The organism is Streptomyces sp. NPDC005784, from assembly GCF_042871525.1.
Lineage (GTDB): Bacteria > Actinomycetota > Actinomycetes > Streptomycetales > Streptomycetaceae > Streptomyces.
The window spans coordinates 92,315-108,585 of the sequence record NZ_JBIAIQ010000019.1 but is presented as its reverse complement, the minus strand read 5'-3'; the positions used below and the strand labels follow the sequence as shown (position 1 = coordinate 108,585).

Here is a 16,271-nt window from a genome sequence, read left to right as displayed (position 1 = left end):
GTGAGTCGCCATCCCCGATCGGCCACGTCGGCGTCCTGCCAGGGTGACCACCGGGGTCGGCCTTGGCCCACGAGTCAGGCGTGGGCCACGAGTTAGCCGTGGGCGATGAGCCGTTCGCTGGTCAGTCGGTCAGGTGCAGGGCCGTTCGTGCGTCCGGGCCGTGCCAGCCGGCTGCGGTCCGCCATACGACGTGCACGCCGAAGACCTCCCGGATCGCGTCGGGGGCCCAGTCCTCCGTGGGCGTCTCGGACAGGACCAGGTACCGGGTGTCCGCGGAGCGGGCTTCCGCCCGGTCGAGTTCCATGAGGCGGACGGCTCCCGCACACAGGTGCGCGTAACCGGAACGGCCGGCGCCGAGCACCTCGTAGCGGAGGAGACCGTCCGGGCCCTCCAGGGTCGCGTCGGAGACGCGGGAGTCCGAAGGGCGTAGTCCGGCTCGCAGAAGAGCGGCCCTCAGTTCGAAGCGCACGGCCTCGTGCGTGTTGCAGTCCCGGTCGGTCTGCGCCTCGACGTCCAGTTGCCGTGCGAGTGCCTCGCTCCACGCTGACCGTCCCTCGGACGGGGCGGGGTCGGTGTCCAGGAGAGCGGCAGTGTTCATGGGGTCGGTGTCCTTCTGCTCGTGTGTCTGGCGCGGCTCGGTCGGTGGAGCCGTGATCGCCGTGATCGCCTCGGGTGGTGCCGTGACTGCTTCGGGTGGTGCGGCGGCGGCTTCGGGCGCCGTGTCGGGCTCGGATGCCGTCTTGGGCTCGGGACCGAGCTCCGGTACGGGCTTCGGCTCCGGCTCCCGCTCCGGATTCGGCTCCGGTTTCGGCCCTGGCCCCGGCTCCGGGTTCGACTCCGGTTCGGTGTCGCTTCGATGGCGGAGTTCGTCCTGAGCCCGGTCGAGGGCGTCGGTCCAGTGACGGAACGCCGGATCGTCCGTCAGGGCGGCTCGCAGGCCGGGAGCGTCCGACGCGACCGCTTGTCGTGTGCGCTGGGCGAGGTCCGCCAGATCGCTCAGGCGGTCGCGGTCGGCCGAACCCAACAGGCGCCAGACGCTCAGCCAGTCGACCCGGTCGCGGCGCAGGCAACGGCTGGCCATGCCCCTCAGTTCGGAGAGGAGAGCCGTCGTCTCCGGCCGAGCCGCTCCGTCGCCGTCGGCTATGTCCCGCAGGACGCCGAGTGCGTCCTCGTAACGGGGCGCCATCCGGGCGGAGATGGGTCTGCGGCCGAAGTCGCCTGCCGATACCAGGCTCAGCCGGCCTTCGTTCCGGGTCACCCAGCCGTCCAGCCGGGAGCCCGTGGCCGGGGTTGGTTCGCCGTGGCGGTGGACTAGGAGAACTGTCCGCTCCGTCGCGGGGGCGAGGACCTTCACCTTCCAGTGCGAACTGGGGCCGGGGCCGAGCACACGCACGTTCACGGATGTGCCGACCGGCAGTTCATCGCCGCTGGAGCCATCGCTACTGGAGCCATCGCCGCTGGAGCCATTGCTGGTGGAACCGTCGAGGGCGGTGTCTTCGGAAGTGGAACCAGCGGCGCCCGGCCCTTCCCCCAACGGTGCTGCGGCGGGTGCCAAGTGCGGCAGAGCGGGGGAGAGTTCACCGTTCGCGTCGTCGACCGTAGCGCCGAGTTCGAGCGGCAGCGGTGTCGTGTGGAGGACCGTCAGTGTCTGGGTGCTGCGGGTCAGGGCGACGTACAGCTGGCGGAGTCCTGCGGGGCCCCGGTCGGCGATGGTCGTCGGCTCCAGGACCAGCACATGGTCGAACTCCATGCCCTTGGCCTGGGCGGCGGGGAGTACGGACACCGTCCGGAGCATCTCCTCGGTCATGTCGTCCACGAGGTCGACGCGTCGGCGGACCTCCTCCAGCCAGTCGGAGTCGTCGGGAACGATGACGGCGATCGACCTCGGGGACCGCCCGTCATCGGTGCCCACGAGTCGTGCCGTACGCGTCGCCGCGTCGTCCAGCAGCTCCCAGGGAGTTGTGGACACGAGCCGCACCGCCTCGTCGCCGGCCCGTCGCACGGCCGTCGGGTAGGGCAGGGAGGGTGCGACGGCCCGGGCCAGCGGCGCCACGAACTCCATGATCTCCGCGGGCACTCGGTAGCTGGTGTTCAGCTCGGCCACCCGCCAGTCGCCCTGCGCGGACAGAATTCCGCCCAACTGGTCCCAGGCGGTGTAGGAATGCGGTCCGGTGGCCTGGGCCAGATCGCCGAGCACGGTCATCGAGCCGGTCGGACACCGTCTGCGCAGGGACCTCGCCTGCATCGGGGTGAGGTCCTGTGCCTCGTCGACCACGATGTGCCGGTACCTCTGCGGGCTCTCCCCGGCGATGAGGAAGCGCAGCTCTTCAAGGCACACCAAGTCGTCGATGGTCCAAGGCTCTTCGGCGGCGCTCTCGGCCTTCGGCCTCTGGAGGGCCGCCTGTTCGCCGCCGTCGAGGATCCCGGAGGCGCACTCACCCAGTCTGGTGGGCGAGTTGAGCAGACCGCGCAGTGCTTCCTCGGGGCTCAGCGCGGGCCAGATCCGGTCGACGAGGGTCGTGACCTGCCGGTTGCGCTCCAGATCACGGCGCACGGTCGCGTCCCCGCTGCGGCGCGGGGCGATCCGGACGAGTTCACCCAGCAGCCGGTCCACCAGCAGCGTACGGAACCGGTCCCTGCGCGACCGGTAACCCTCGGGTCCCTCTCGGGCGTCCTGGAGGAGGCCGAGCACCTCCGAGCGCGGCACACGCAGGGAAGTGCCGCCCACGACAACGACGAAGGCCGGTTCGTCCTGGGCGTGGGAGGGGGCCGAGATGATGGTGTCGAGGGCTTCGGGCCGGCACTCGTTCTCCACTCGCCCGCGCAGTACGGCCGCCATCCGTTCGTCGGACTTCACCAGCCGCGCGGCGATGGAGTCCGTACCCCGGATCTCCCCTTCCCAGAGGCGGGCCAGTTGTACGGCGGTGACATTGCGGGTGCCGAGGGTCGGAAGCACGCGCCCCACGTACTCCAGGAAGTTCTGGTGCGGTCCCACGACCAGGATGTCCTGTGCGCGGAAGTGGTCGTTGTTGACGAGCCAGGTCACTCGGTGCAGACCGACCGCCGACTTTCCGGTGCCGGGCCCGCCCTGAATGACGAGGACGTCCTCGGGCGAACCGGTGACCAGTGCCATCTGGTCACGTCTGATCGTCTCCACGATGTCGCGCATCCGGCCACTGCGGGACCGGCGCAACTCACGCAGGAGGAACTCGTCGACCGGTTGCGGTCTTTGACGCCGTCGGCCGACGACATGGCGCGGCGAAGGGACGGTACGCGGCCGTCCGTGGTCGTCTCCGGCGGGCGGGGTGGTGGTGCTTTCCGGCTTCTCCGGGGCTTCCTCCGCCTCAAGGACTTCAAGAGCCTCAGGGCCTTCGGCGGCTTCGAGCGGAGTGGGCTTCTCCTCGAGAGCCGGCGGTGAGGTGGCCTCCCGCCCGGGTCCCAGCGAGCCGGTGTGCGGTTCCGCGGCCGGGGTGATCTCGTCCAGGAAGTCCTCGACCGTCCGCTCGGCGCAGCGTAACCGGCGTCGCAGGAGCACTTCGCCCGGCGTCTCCGGGCGGGCGTTGTGCCAGCTCACGGCGATCGGGTTCGTCCAGGAGACGACCACCTGTTCGCGGGTCTCGGTGTCGAAGACATGGCGTCGCCCGACGTAGAACGTCTCCGGCTCGGCGTCGCCCGCTTCCTGGATGTCGACGCGGCTGATGACCAGGGCCTCGCCCCCGAGACCGCCGTACTCCTCCGCTGTGCTCTCCGCCTTCTTGCGGACCGCGACGCCGTCCTTGCCGCTCGCGGAAGCCGTGGCCGTCGATGGCGACGTCATCTCCGCGAGCCGGGCCTCGTAGCAGTCGTAGGCGCGGTCGACGGCCTTCTGCTCGATGGCGATGACCGCGTCCCGTGGTGTCGTGCTCACGTGTGTCCCCTCCTGGCAGCGCCCCTCGCGCTGCCGCGGGCCAGGGCCCGCCTCCCCTGCCCCAGAGGTAGCAGAGTTCGACGGTCAGACCACGGTCAATCGGACAACAGCCCCATAATCGCGGTGACTTCGGTCAGCTCCGAGCACATCTGGTCCTCTGGCGGACCCGATGTGGAACAGGCGGTGTTCTGGGTGCGGCTCGGCGGTCCCTCCGTGTCCGTCCCCGCCTCGCCCAGGAGGTCTCGCTGTGCCCGGGGTTTTCCGTCCGGGGACCCGGTCGACACCTCCGCCCAGACCGTCTTGCCCACGGGTCGACGAGGCATCGAGCCCCAGCGCACGGCCAGGACGTCCACCAGGAGCAGACCTCGGCCGGACTCGCCCTCGGGGTACGACGAGGGCGGGGCCGTGGGTGGCCCCTTCGCGGAGGCGGCGTCCGCGACCTCGATACGAACCAGGGCCGCAGCCGCGTCGAGGGTGAGATGGAGGCCGAAGTCGCGTCCAGGGACGCGGCCGTGCTGTACAGCGTTCGCCGCGAGTTCGCCGACGACGAGGGCGACCGTGCACGACACGTCCGACATCGGCGGGTGGCCCCACTCCTCCATGCGCCGGACGGCGATACGCCGGGCGAGCTGCGCACCTCGTGGCGAGGAGGCGAACTGCTCTGCGAAGGAGGGGAGTTCACATGTTCTGTCGGTGAGCGCCACGGGTTGCGCCGCGCGGGGCGCGGTGCTCCGCCGTGGCTCGTCTCCCGGAGTGGTCGTTCCTGTCAGCACGGCTTTCCCGTCCTTGTCCGTCGAGTCGGGCATTCCGTGACGCACACGAGTCGTCACGTTCCGTGCTCAAGAGTCGACCGATCGCCCTACGCTCGACAGGTGACGCGGCCTTACTTTTCAGTCCGTAAGGAACGGAAGTGACGCTTTGGCCAACGGAATTGACCCCAGTACGTCGATGGCGGGGCTCTTCGGCGCACGGGTGCGCAGGCTTCGCACGGCGGCCGGACTGACCCAGGCCGAACTCGGCGACAGAACGCACGTGGTGAGCACGCGGATCACGCAGATCGAGCGGGCGTCCGGGGCGAAACCCACGCTGGAACTGGCGCGTGCGCTGGACGCGGCCCTCGGCGCGGACGATCTGCTGGTCGAGCTATGGCCGTACGTGTACCGGGAGGCGTTTCCGGACTGGTCGCGGAAGTTCATGGAGCACTCGGAGCGGGCACTGGCCATCAGGCAGTACGCGGCTCACGTGGTGCCGGGTCTGTTGCAGACGGAGGACTACGCGCGGGCGGTGCTGAGAGTCGGTCGAACACTCGGCAGCAAGGAGCAGTTGGAAGAGCGGGTTGCCCTGCGTATGGGACGACAGGTGCGCCTCGGCACGTCCGATCGGCCCGAACTGTGGGTGGTCCTGGACGAGGCGGTGCTCAGGCGTCCGGTCGGCGGCCAGGCGGTGATCCACGAGCAGTTGGCGCGGTTGCTCGGGGTCACGGCGGAACCTCACATCACCGTGCAGGTACTGCCGTTCGATCAGGGCGAGCACGATGTCATGGGCGGCTCGCTCACGGTGCTCACCATGTCGGACGGATCGGAGATCGCCTATACGGAAGGCGCGCACTATGGCCAACTCGTCGAGGATCCGGACGAGGTCAGGAGTTTCGCGCTGGCCTACGATCGGCTGCGGGCGGCGGCTCTGCCCCCGCTCATGTCTCTCGACATGATCCGATCCGTGATGGAGGACAACCACCGTGGAGCGAAGGTCCCGTCCCGATCTGAACGGCGCCGTCTGGCGCAAGAGCAGCTACAGCAATCAGGAGGGGGGCGACTGCGTGGAGGTGGCCGACCGGTTTCGAGGAGCCGTCGTCCCGGTCCGTGACAGCAAGGTCCCGCACGGTCCGGCGCTGTGCTTCGAAGCCGCCTCCTGGGCCGCCTTCATAGGCGAGTTGAAGGCCGGGCGCCACCGTTCCTGAGGCGACCGGGCCTCGGCTGCGGCCCGTTTCCCGGGCTCACCGGGCTTCGGTCACCGTCCGTCTTCCGGGCTCACCGGGCCCTTGTCCGCGAGGGTCCGGCGGGCCGCTGACCTCCTGAAAGAACCGGGGGAAAGAACTACCCGCCCACCCACCCTCCCCACCGCGAAGCCCGCGTCACTCGTCCGGGTGACCGGCTTGCAGGGGCGGGATGCGGACCGTTACGTTCGCCGCGACAACCGAAAAAAGTACGGCCCCCGGCCGGGACTGCAATCCCGAACGAGGGCCTGACCGATCAGGAAGCTTCGACCTTCCCAATGGCTGACTCGCAGTCTAACGCGCGCCTGCGCGCCGACGCCGGAACTCCGACCTCCGGCGTGATCCATGTACGCACCCGCCTCACCGCCGACTTCACCGTGATCTCCAACGCCCTCGCGCAGCGACGCGGCAGCGCGGTCACGGTCGGCGTCGCGGCGTACATCTCCTCACTGCCCGACGGCTCCCCCGTGAGCATCGCCGCCCTGTGCGAGCACTTCAGCGAGGGAGAGATCCTCATTTCGCGAGCACTGAGGGAGCTGGAGACGGCCGGGTACCTGGAGCGCCGCCGCGAGCGCCTGTCCACCGGACAGATCCGCACCCGGACGTACTTCCATGACATCCCCTGCGGCACCCCGGGACCGGACGGGCCTCCCGAGCCGCCCCGGCCTCGGCGGCAGCCAGCCACTGCTGCGGTGGTCCCGCCCGCGTCCGCGGACGTGCAGCCGCCCGTACAGGTCGAGGCTGTGCAGCCACCCGTGCAGGCCAAGGCCGAGACGCCGATCCCACATGCCGACGCCGACTCTCGAGCCGTCGCCGTACTCGCCGCTCTGCGCCGAGTCGACGCCCGCCTTGTCCTGTCCGCGCAGGAAGCCGCCCGCCTCGCCCCGGCCGTCACCCAGTGGCTCGCGGCAGGTCTCCTGCCCACGCAGATCACGGACCACCTCACCGCACGGCTCCCGGACCATTTCCTGACGCGCCCGGCCGGCATCCTCGCCTACCGGCTCAAAGAGACTCCCCTTCCTCTCCCCGCACCGGCCCGAAGTGCAGAACCCCCCGTACGTCCGGCGGTCGTGCCCATGCGGAACTGCGACGGCTGCGACCGGGGATTCCGCACGGCGGAACCCGGCCGTTGCCGGGACTGCCGATCCCGGGACCAACTCCGTGCGGCCGGCTGAGCCGATGACTGGGTGTGCGGTGCACCCCCAGGTGGGAGGCTCGACGTGGCACGATGCGAAACCCGGGGCCAAAAAGAGGCGGGGCATGGCCCACAGGTTCACGGACGGACTCCTGCCGCCCGCAGAGACCGCCTCCTACCTTGAGATTCCGCAGTCGACTCCCACCTCGTGGCTGAAGGGCAAGACCGCCGGAGCGCCACTGGTCCACCAGGTCGAGCCGGTGCGCAAGGGGCAGCCCTCGGTGCCATCGAGCGCACGTGGCCGTCCTGACGGGCGGACCGCGAGTCGGCAGAAGTGATGGACGGAAGGCGAAGGGCCCGGCGGAAGTGAAGGTCCTCGGCAAGGGCGAGGGGCCCCGTCCTGCGACGGGGCCCCTCTGGACGTACGTAAGCGATCAGCCGCACTGGCAGGGATTGCCCGACTGGCAGCCGCAGCCGCAGCCGGAGCCGCAGCCGCAGGCGCCGAACAAAGGGAGAGTTTTGATCTCGGCGGGCTGTTGGGTGGCGCGGTCCTGGGTCGGGTCGGGCGTGCTGGGGGATTCGGCCATGGGTCCCTCCTTCAGGCACGGAGGCGTCCGACGCACACCGCGCCGCACAGCCCCTGTCGCCCATGACATGCCCAGCCGGGCGGGCGCATCAACGGCGCACTGAGGCGTCTCTCGCGCCCAGGGCGCGAATCCCACGCGGGGCGGGCCGGGATCAGGGCGCGCCTCCGGCGCCCGCGAGGGAAAAGCGCCGGGCCCAGCCGTCCCGACTGGGAACGGCTGGGCCCGCAGGCTTCGTGCGTCCGGAGAGGGCTGTGCCCGCCAGGGAGAGGTGGGCCGCCCCGTAACCCCGGCCCGTCTGGGAGAGCCGGGCCTGTCAGGAGGCCCTGGCTTGCCCAGGGGGAGTCAGGTTCGTAGCCCTGGCCCGTCTGACGAGGGTCGGGTTCGTAGCCCTGGTCCGGTAGGAGAGGGCTACGCGCTCTCCACCCCCGTGGCCGGCTGGATGTCCGGCTGGAGTTCGTCGGCGTGTTCGCCGGTGACGAGGTAGACCACTCGCTTGGCGACCGAGACGGCGTGGTCGGCGAAGCGCTCGTAGTAGCGGCCGAGGAGGGTGACGTCGACGGCGGTCTCGATGCCGTGCTGCCATTTGTCGTCCAGCAGGTGCTGGAACAGCGTGCGGTGCAGGAGGTCCATCTCGTCGTCGTCCTGCTCCAGCTGCATCGCCAGGTCGACGTCCTTCGTGATGATGACCTCGGCCGCCTTGGCCATCAGGCGCTGGGCGAGCTGGCCCATCTCCAGGATCGTGGCGTGCAGGTCGTGCGGGATGGCGCGGTCGGGGAAGCGCAGCCGGGCCAGCTTGGCCACGTGCTGGGCCAGGTCGCCGGAGCGCTCCAGGTCGGCCGACATCCGGAGCGAGGTGACGACGATACGGAGATCCGTCGCCACCGGCTGCTGGCGGGCCAGCAGGGCTATCGCGCGGGCCTCCAGCTCGTGCTGGAGATCGTCGACCCGCTGGTCGGCAGCGATCACGCTCTCGGCCAGCTTCAGGTCGGAATCGAGGATGGCCGTCGTGGCACGCCCGATCGCCGACCCGACGAGCCGGGCCATCTCGACCAGGCCGTCGCCGATCGAGTCAAGTTCTTCGTGATACGCGTCACGCATGTGGTCGTCCCTCTCGTACGTCAGCATTTGGGGGTCCGGGGTCCGGGACCGTGTTGTTCCGGCCGCCGCCAGGCCGCCGGAGGGACCCGAGAACCCCACGCTCCCACGTTCGGGCCTGTACGCGTCCGTTTCCGGCATCCCAAGTGAATCAGTACTGGCTCCTGGGTGAACTCTGGGCGACGAGTGTTCGAGGTCGCACTCGGATGGCTGTGGCCAGGAGCGACGGCATGCCTAACCTGGGTGCATGGACGTGAACGCGGCGGTCGCCGCAGCGGCAGCGATCGCCGGAGTACTTACCGGTGTCATCGCCATGCTGGCGTTCCGCTGGAGCGAGCGCGACCAGAAACGCCCGACCCGCAGCTCTCTGCACACGGACGCGGTCCTTCCGCCCGGTGTGGACACCGTGCTGTCGGTGCTCAGCTCCTCTGCGGTCGTACTCGACGAAGCGGACGCCGTGGTCAAGGCCAGTTCGGCGGCTTACGCCCTCGGACTGGTGCGCGGGGGCAAGCTGGCCGTCGAGCCGATGCTCCACATGGCGCGTGACACCCGTCGTGACGGGGAGATACGTCAGGTGGAGCTGGACCTGCCGAGAAGGGGCACGGGGAGGGGTGAGGCCCTCGCCGTCTCGGCGCGCGTGGCTCCCCTCGGGTCGCGGCTCGTCCTCCTCCTTGTGGAGGACCTGACGGAGGCGCGCCGGATCGAAGCCGTACGGCGGGACTTCGTCGCGAACGTGAGCCATGAGCTCAAGACTCCCGTCGGAGCGCTCTCCCTGCTCTCCGAGGCCGTCATGGACGCCTCGGACGACCCGGAGGCCGTCGAGCGCTTCGCCGGACGCATGCAGATAGAGGCCACCCGGCTCACCAACCTCGTCCAGGAGCTCATCGACCTGTCGAGGGTCCAGAACGACGACCCCCTCGAGGACGCCGAGCCGGTCCGTGTCGACGAGCTGGTCGCCGAGGCGATCGACCGCTGCCGCCACCAGGCCGGCACGAAGCAGATCACCATGTCCGCAGGCGGCACCGCCGACCTGAGCCTGTGGGGGAACCGGGGTCAGCTCGCCGCGGCCCTCGGCAACCTCGTCGAGAACGCCGTCAACTACTCGCCCGCCCGCACCCGCGTCGGGATAGCCGCCCGCCGGGTGACGGCACCCGGTGGGGAACACATCGAGATCGCCGTGACCGACCAGGGCATCGGCATCTCGGAGAAGGACAAGGAGCGCGTCTTCGAGCGCTTCTACCGTGTCGATCCGGCCCGCTCCCGTGCCACCGGCGGTACGGGCCTCGGGCTGGCGATCGTCAAACACGTGGCCGCCTCGCACGGCGGGGAGGTCACGGTGTGGAGCTCCGAGGGTCAGGGCTCCACGTTCACCCTGCGGCTGCCGGAGGCGACCGCGGCCCGCGAGCGCGTGACCGATCACCACATGCCCGGACTCGACGAAGAGGACGAGACCGGGCAGCCCGACGGGACGACCACCGTCACATCCCCGTACGAACCGCTTCCTGCCCCGGAGGTCCTTCCGTGACCCGTGTGCTCGTCGTCGAGGACGAGGAGTCCTTCTCCGACGCCCTGTCGTACATGCTCCGCAAAGAGGGCTTCGAGGTCGCCATCGCGACCACCGGGCCCGACGGACTCGACGAGTTCGAGCGCAACGGCGCCGACCTCGTGCTCCTCGACCTGATGCTGCCGGGGCTGCCCGGCACCGAAGTCTGCCGCCAGCTGCGTGGCCGGTCCAACGTCCCGGTGATCATGGTGACCGCCAAGGACAGCGAGATCGACAAGGTGGTCGGGCTCGAAATAGGAGCAGACGACTATGTCACCAAGCCCTTCTCCTCCCGGGAGCTGGTCGCCCGTATCCGGGCCGTCCTGCGCCGCCGCGGGGAGCCGGAGGAGGTCGCCCCGGCCGCCCTGGAGGCCGGTCCCGTCCGGATGGACGTCGACCGCCACGTGGTCACCGTCTCCGGCGGCAAGGTCGACCTCCCGCTGAAGGAGTTCGACCTCCTGGAGATGCTGCTGCGCAACGCGGGCCGCGTGCTGACCCGGATGCAGCTCATCGACCGGGTCTGGGGTGCCGACTACGTCGGTGACACCAAGACCCTCGACGTCCACGTCAAGCGTCTTCGCGCGAAGATCGAGCCGGACCCGGGCGCGCCCCGGTACCTGGTGACGGTGCGCGGTCTCGGCTACAAGTTCGAGCCGTAAACCGGCCCCACCTCCACGCCCGTGCCTGGAGTACGGCGTAGAGCATGACGCGGAAGTACGACGAAGGGCGGGACCCCTGGAGAGGGGTCCCGCCCTTCGTCGCACTGTCGTACGGACCGCTGTGGCGCGTACGGGCTCGCGTATGGGCCGCGTACGGGCCGCGTCATGGGTCGTGTACGGACCCTTGTGCGCGCCCGGCGGACGTCAGCTCACTACGAGGCGGACGCCGACGAGGTGGCGGTGGCCGGGGCCGTCGCGCTCGACGACGGCTTGCCCGACGCGGGCGCGGACGGGGAGCCCGTGACCGACTCCGACGGCGAGGTGACCGGGGAAGCGGTCGGCGCCGCCGGGATGTCGCTCGGGCCCCACTTGGTGAAGTAGCTCTCGGCCGGGACGACGTAGGCGCTCAGGCTCACGTCACCGGTCTTGCTGAAGGCGAAGGTGACCTTCTGGACGCTGCCGTTCAGGACGGTTCCCGAGGGGCTGGACAGCGCCGCGGAGGCGTTGCCCTTGCCGCCGAGGACGATCGAGCCGCCAGCCGGGACGGTCAGCTTGCCCGTGCCGCTCGCGGGCGTGATCTGGGCGGTGCCCTCGCCCTCGACGCTGATCGAGTCCACGGTCTGCGCGCTGGTTCCGTTGTTGAACAGCGTCGCGGAGATCACCGCCGGACCGGTGGCCTTCACGTCGGGCTGGGTGATGACGAGCGCGTTCTGGACCTTGATGTCGCCCACGGAGGTGGCCGCGTTGTCCGGCTTGACCTCCAACGTCTGGGCGTCGCTGCCGGCACCGCACGCGGCGAGAGAGGCGATCGAGAACGCGATGACGGCGGCGGCGAGAGTGCCGCGTCGAAGGCTGCTGCTCACGGCGGCGGCAACTCCTTGAACGTGGGCGAAGCAGGGCGACCTCTGTGTAAAGCCGCCCTAAGGGTCTGTCAGCGGCCTTAGGTTACCGATCCGTTCCCGCGCGACCGCACCCGACCCTCCCCAAGCCGCCGACTTTGCTCGCCCGAGGGGAAACCCGGGCGCGCTGAGGATGGGTCGGGCTCGGGTTGGGGCGGGCTCCGGTGGAACGGGCTCAGGGGTGGTCGCGCTCCGGGCGGGGCGGGCTCGCGAGGCATGCGCCCGCGGGCTCCGTTGCGCCGGGTGTGCGCCCCGCCGTTCACGCTCCGCTCCAGTGGCGCGTCGGCTACTTTGATCGCGCGCTCGTCCGCCATTCACTTAAGTTCCGCAGACTTAGGCTTGCGCATTTCGTGGAATGAATGCCGGCTCTCCGGAAAATGGATCACGGGGTCATCGAGGGCCGATGAGCAGGTGATCATCGAACGCCTTGATCAATTCCGGATTCGTCTCGTACTCGGCTCCGCCCATCGAACGGAGTAGCGGAAGTCGCGCTCTTGGAGCCGGACAAAACGGGATGTTCAGACGCAGGTGACGGGCTCCGGGTGCCTGTAACGTACGCGTTTCACTCCGCCTGGACAGCGGCTCCGACCTGCGAATACCCTCTTCCGCTCGCCCCTCGCAGCACGTTCCTGTTGCGGTTGTCAAGCCCCGAGATATGCCCTGACCTGCGAAAACGCCATTCAGAAGACGCCGTTTCCGTGTTACTCTGGATAGCCACGGAAGGGGTACCTGTCACATGACGTTCAAGGTTGGCGACACCGTGGTCTATCCCCATCACGGGGCCGCGCTGATCGAGGCCATCGAAACTCGCCAGATCAAAGGCGTGGACAAGACCTACTTGGTGCTGAAGGTCGCCCAGGGTGACCTGACGGTACGTGTGCCAGCGGACAATGCGGAGTTCGTCGGCGTACGTGATGTGGTCGGTCAGGACGGGCTGGACCGGGTCTTCGAGGTGCTGCGCGCGCCGTATGCCGAGGAGCCCACGAACTGGTCGCGTCGCTACAAGGCAAATCTGGAGAAGCTCGCCTCCGGCGATGTCATCAAGGTCGCGGAAGTCGTGCGTGACCTGTGGCGTCGTGAGCGCGAGCGCGGACTCTCCGCAGGTGAGAAGCGCATGCTCGCCAAGGCGCGCCAGATCCTGGTGAGCGAGCTCGCCCTCGCGGAGAACACCAACGAGGACAAGGCCGAGGCCCTGCTCGACGAGGTTCTCGCGTCCTGACGCCGGCTCAGTCGCCGAGACGCCAGTCGTCTTGACGTACGCCCAAGCCCGCGCAGCAGCGCAATGAAATGCCGCGGTGCCCGATGACGCAATTGCCAAATTGCTGTCGCCGGGCGCTGCGGCATGTTCGTACCCGCGCCCATTCGGTAAACCGGACGTTCACCCGGCATCGGCTTTCCCGCGGTATACCGGCGTATCCGATACTTGGGGTGCCGACCCGGGCGGTCGACTCGACCGGATGTCACGGAAGGGTCCGGTCAAGGCGTCGCGCCCGGCGCTCCCCCAGCTCTCCGAGCAGGGGGTACCCCCAGGCCATACCCATCCCGGTCGAGCACTAAAACCTGACAGGAACCGATGTCTGACGTTTCGCTCTCTTCGCCGCCGGAAGCCCGCACCGCCGCCGTGATTCCGGCCGCCGGACGAGGTGTGCGCCTCGGTCCGGGCGCCCCCAAGGCGCTCCGCGCGCTGAACGGCACGCCCATGCTCATCCACGCGGTCCGCGCGATGGCCGCGTCCCGCGCCGTCTCCCTGGTCGTCGTCGTGGCTCCGCCGGACGGCGCGGCCGAGGTGAAGACGCTGCTCGACGCGCACGCGCTGCCCGACCGCACCGACTTCCTCGTCGTCCCGGGCGGTGACAGCCGCCAGGAGTCCGTGAAGTACGGGCTCGAAGCGCTGCCGCCCGGCATCGACATCGTCCTCGTGCACGACGCGGCCCGGCCGCTCGTGCCCGTCGACACCGTGGACGCCGTCATCGAGGCCGTCCGGGACGGCGCTCCCGCCGTCGTACCGGCGCTGCCGCTCGCCGACACCGTCAAGGAGGTCGAGCCCGCGGCCGTCGCCGGGGAGCCCGAGCCGGTCGTGGCCACCCCCGAGCGGGCGCGGCTGCGTGCCGTGCAGACGCCGCAGGGCTTCGACCGCGAGACGCTTCTGCGGGCCCACGAGACCGTCACCGACAAGGTGACCGACGACGCGAGCATGGTCGAGCAGTTGGGCGTGCGGGTCGTGGTCGTGCCGGGCCACGAGGAGGCGTTCAAGGTGACACGCCCGCTGGACCTGGTGCTGGCGGAGGCGGTTCTCGCACGGCGGAGGCTGAACGATGGGTTCTGAGACACCGGAGCGGACGGCCGGGCAGGACCAGGGACGGGCTCAGGGCCCGGTGATCCCGCTCGTCGGGATCGGCACCGACATCCACGCCTTCGAGGAAGGGCGGGAGCTGTGGTGTGCCGGCCTGAAGTGGGAGGGGGAGGGCCCCGGACTCGCAGGGCACTCCGACGCGGACGTCGTGGCGCACGCCGCGTGCAACGCGCTCTTCTCGGCGGCGGGCCTCGGTGACCTCGGGGCCCACTTCGGCACCGGGCGCCCGGAGTGGTCCGGGGCGTCCGGGGTCGTGCTGCTGACGGAGGCGGCGCGGATCGTCCGCGAGGCCGGCTTCGTCGTCGGCAACGTCGCGGTCCAGGTCGTCGGACCCCGCCCGAAGATCGGCAAGCGACGGGACGAGGCCCAGAAGATCCTTTCGGACGCGGTGGGGGCGCCGGTGTCGGTGTCGGGTGCCACGACGGACGGGCTCGGATTCCCGGGCCGCGACGAGGGCCTGATGGCCGTCGCCACGGCACTGGTCGTCCGGGCGGGCTGAGACAGGCGGCCGGGCTGAGACAGGAGAGGGTCCCGGGGTTCGTCCTTTCGGTTCCGTCCCCCGTATGTCACGAATACGTGGCCTTGCGGGGGAAGGGTCGCGGGGCACTACCCGGGGCCCACTACCCTGGAGTGGTGACCATTCGTCTGTACGACACCAGCGCCCGGCAGATCCGTGACTTCACCCCGCTCGTGCCGGGTTGCGTCTCGATCTACCTGTGTGGCGCGACCGTGCAGGCGGCACCGCACATCGGGCACATCCGCTCGGGCCTCAACTTCGACATCATGCGCCGCTGGTTCGAGTACCGCGGCTATGACGTGACGTTCATCAGGAACGTCACGGACATCGACGACAAGATCATCGCCAAGTCGGCCGAGCAGGGCCGCCCCTGGTGGTCCATCGGCTACGACAACGAGCGCGCCTTCAACGACGGTTACGACGCGCTCGGCTGCCTGCCGCCCACGTACGAACCGCGTGCCACCGGCCACATCCCCGAGATGATCGAGATGATGCGCGGGCTCATCGAGCGCGGTCACGCGTACGCGTCCGACGGGAGCGTCTACTTCGACGTGCGGTCGTACGACGGCTATCTCCAGCTCTCCAACCAGGAGCTCGACAACCTGCAGCAGCCGTCCGGGGTGGGCGAGACCGGCAAGCGCGACCCGCGTGACTTCGCCATGTGGAAGTCCGTGAAGCCGGGCGAGCCGAGCTGGGAGACGCCCTGGGGCCGGGGCCGTCCCGGCTGGCACCTGGAGTGCTCGGCCATGGCCCACAAGTACCTGGGCAGCGCCTTCGACATCCACGGCGGCGGGATCGACCTGATCTTCCCGCACCACGAGAACGAGATCGCGCAGGCCAAGGGCTTCGGCGACGAGTTCGCGAAGTACTGGGTGCACAACGCCTGGGTCACCATGAGCGGCGAGAAGATGTCGAAGTCCCTCGGGAACTCGGTCCTCGTCTCCGAGATGGTCAAGGCGTGGCGCCCCATCGTGCTGCGCTACTACCTCGGCACCCCGCACTACCGCTCGATGATCGAGTACAGCGAAGAGGCCCTGCGCGAGGCCGAGTCGGCGTTCGCGCGCATCGAGGGCTTCGTGCAGCGGGTGGTCGAGAAGGCGGGGGGCGTCGTCGAGCCGTCCGCCGAGGTGCCGCCCGCGTTCGCCGAGGCGATGGACGACGACCTGGGCGTCCCGCAGGCGCTCGCGATCGTGCACACGACGGTCCGGCAGGGGAACTCCGCCCTGGCCGCCGACGACAAGGAAGCCGCCGTCGCCCGCCTCGCCGAGGTGCGGGCCATGCTCAGGGTCCTCGGGCTCGACCCGCTCGACCCGCAGTGGGCCGACGAGAGCGACCGCGGCGATGACCTGCACGGCGTCGTCGACACCCTCGTCCGGATGGTTCTCGACCAGCGCGAGGCCGCCCGTACCCGCAAGGACTGGGCCACCGCGGACGCCATCCGCGACCAGCTCAACCAGTCCGGCCTGGTCATCGAGGACGGCCCGCAGGGGCCGCGCTGGACGCTCGGACCGCGCTGAGCACCCGCTCCGGCGGCCCCGGCCGACCCCCGTCGGCCTTGATCGATTGTGCCGCCCGGACCT

The 16,271-nt window shown here is 69.9% G+C and carries 14 protein-coding genes and 1 pseudogene; 10 read left to right on the top strand and 5 right to left on the bottom strand.

Annotation, left to right across the window (positions count from 1 at the left end; all coding sequences use genetic code 11):
- Positions 1–121: 121 nt before the first annotated feature.
- A complete protein-coding gene (locus ACFYR3_RS27195) occupies positions 122–3,907 on the bottom strand; it encodes a HelD family protein (protein WP_389284904.1) in 3,786 nt (1,261 codons plus the stop codon).
- A 278-nt stretch (positions 3,908–4,185) separates the two neighbouring features.
- Positions 4,186–4,680: pseudogene (locus ACFYR3_RS27190) on the bottom strand (ATP-binding protein); the annotation flags it as partial.
- 175 nt (positions 4,681–4,855) lie between these two features.
- On the opposite strand from ACFYR3_RS27190, the gene ACFYR3_RS27185 reads away from it, so the two are divergent.
- The 4 genes from ACFYR3_RS27185 to ACFYR3_RS27170 all read left to right on the top strand — a co-directional run bounded on the left by ACFYR3_RS27185 (position 4,856) and on the right by ACFYR3_RS27170 (position 7,376).
- Positions 4,856–5,773 (top strand): Scr1 family TA system antitoxin-like transcriptional regulator, encoded by a 918-nt coding sequence (locus ACFYR3_RS27185; protein ID WP_389284926.1) that lies wholly within the window; start codon positions 4,856–4,858, stop codon positions 5,771–5,773.
- Positions 5,727–5,867, top strand: a complete 141-nt coding sequence (locus tag ACFYR3_RS27180; protein ID WP_356780595.1) for a DUF397 domain-containing protein — start codon at positions 5,727–5,729, stop codon at positions 5,865–5,867. The genes ACFYR3_RS27185 and ACFYR3_RS27180 overlap by 47 nt, the downstream gene beginning before the upstream one ends.
- Positions 5,868–6,181: 314 nt before the next feature.
- Positions 6,182–7,078, top strand: a complete 897-nt coding sequence (locus ACFYR3_RS27175; RefSeq protein ID WP_389284903.1) for a hypothetical protein — start codon at positions 6,182–6,184, stop codon at positions 7,076–7,078.
- A gap of 85 nt (positions 7,079–7,163) precedes the next feature.
- Positions 7,164–7,376 carry a hypothetical protein gene (locus tag ACFYR3_RS27170; RefSeq protein ID WP_389284902.1) on the top strand — a complete coding sequence of 71 codons (213 nt, stop codon included), beginning with the start codon at positions 7,164–7,166 and terminating at the stop codon, positions 7,374–7,376.
- Positions 7,377–7,472: 96 nt separating this feature from the next.
- Here ACFYR3_RS27170 and ACFYR3_RS27165 read toward each other — a convergent pair whose 3' ends face one another.
- Together ACFYR3_RS27165 and phoU are read right to left on the bottom strand one after the other, a co-directional pair.
- The gene (locus ACFYR3_RS27165; protein ID WP_389284901.1) at positions 7,473–7,625 is read right to left on the bottom strand and encodes a hypothetical protein; all 153 of its coding nucleotides are present in this window, start codon (positions 7,623–7,625) and stop codon (positions 7,473–7,475) included.
- Between the two features lie 408 nt (positions 7,626–8,033).
- On the bottom strand, positions 8,034–8,723 hold the full coding sequence (gene phoU / locus ACFYR3_RS27160) for a phosphate signaling complex protein PhoU (protein WP_355841187.1): 690 nt from the start codon (positions 8,721–8,723) through the stop codon (positions 8,034–8,036).
- A 244-nt stretch (positions 8,724–8,967) separates the two neighbouring features.
- On the opposite strand from phoU, the gene ACFYR3_RS27155 reads away from it, so the two are divergent.
- Together ACFYR3_RS27155 and ACFYR3_RS27150 are read left to right on the top strand one after the other, a co-directional pair.
- Positions 8,968–10,245: an ATP-binding protein gene (locus ACFYR3_RS27155; RefSeq protein ID WP_355841189.1), complete on the top strand. Its 1,278-nt coding sequence runs from the start codon at positions 8,968–8,970 to the stop codon at positions 10,243–10,245.
- Positions 10,242–10,922: a response regulator transcription factor gene (locus tag ACFYR3_RS27150; protein WP_037622332.1), complete on the top strand. Its 681-nt coding sequence runs from the start codon at positions 10,242–10,244 to the stop codon at positions 10,920–10,922. Before ACFYR3_RS27155 ends, ACFYR3_RS27150 begins: the two co-directional genes overlap by 4 nt.
- A gap of 212 nt (positions 10,923–11,134) precedes the next feature.
- Here the strand turns inward: ACFYR3_RS27150 and ACFYR3_RS27145 are convergent, their stop codons facing one another.
- A complete protein-coding gene (locus ACFYR3_RS27145; RefSeq protein WP_355841191.1) occupies positions 11,135–11,785 on the bottom strand; it encodes a DUF461 domain-containing protein in 651 nt (216 codons plus the stop codon).
- A gap of 772 nt (positions 11,786–12,557) precedes the next feature.
- On the opposite strand from ACFYR3_RS27145, the gene ACFYR3_RS27140 reads away from it, so the two are divergent.
- The 4 genes from ACFYR3_RS27140 (at position 12,558) to cysS (ending at position 16,208) form a co-directional block, all read left to right on the top strand.
- Positions 12,558–13,040: a CarD family transcriptional regulator gene (locus ACFYR3_RS27140; RefSeq protein ID WP_003953493.1), complete on the top strand. Its 483-nt coding sequence runs from the start codon at positions 12,558–12,560 to the stop codon at positions 13,038–13,040.
- Positions 13,041–13,394: 354 nt separating this feature from the next.
- The gene (ispD, locus tag ACFYR3_RS27135) at positions 13,395–14,147 is read left to right on the top strand and encodes a 2-C-methyl-D-erythritol 4-phosphate cytidylyltransferase (RefSeq protein ID WP_389284900.1); all 753 of its coding nucleotides are present in this window, start codon (positions 13,395–13,397) and stop codon (positions 14,145–14,147) included.
- Complete coding sequence (ispF, locus tag ACFYR3_RS27130; RefSeq protein ID WP_355841195.1) at positions 14,137–14,673, top strand: 2-C-methyl-D-erythritol 2,4-cyclodiphosphate synthase; 537 nt, start codon at positions 14,137–14,139, stop codon at positions 14,671–14,673. Before ispD ends, ispF begins: the two co-directional genes overlap by 11 nt.
- Positions 14,674–14,807: 134 nt before the next feature.
- Positions 14,808–16,208, top strand: a complete 1,401-nt coding sequence (gene cysS, locus ACFYR3_RS27125) for a cysteine--tRNA ligase (RefSeq protein ID WP_355841197.1) — start codon at positions 14,808–14,810, stop codon at positions 16,206–16,208.
- The last annotated feature ends 63 nt before the right edge of the window (positions 16,209–16,271 follow it).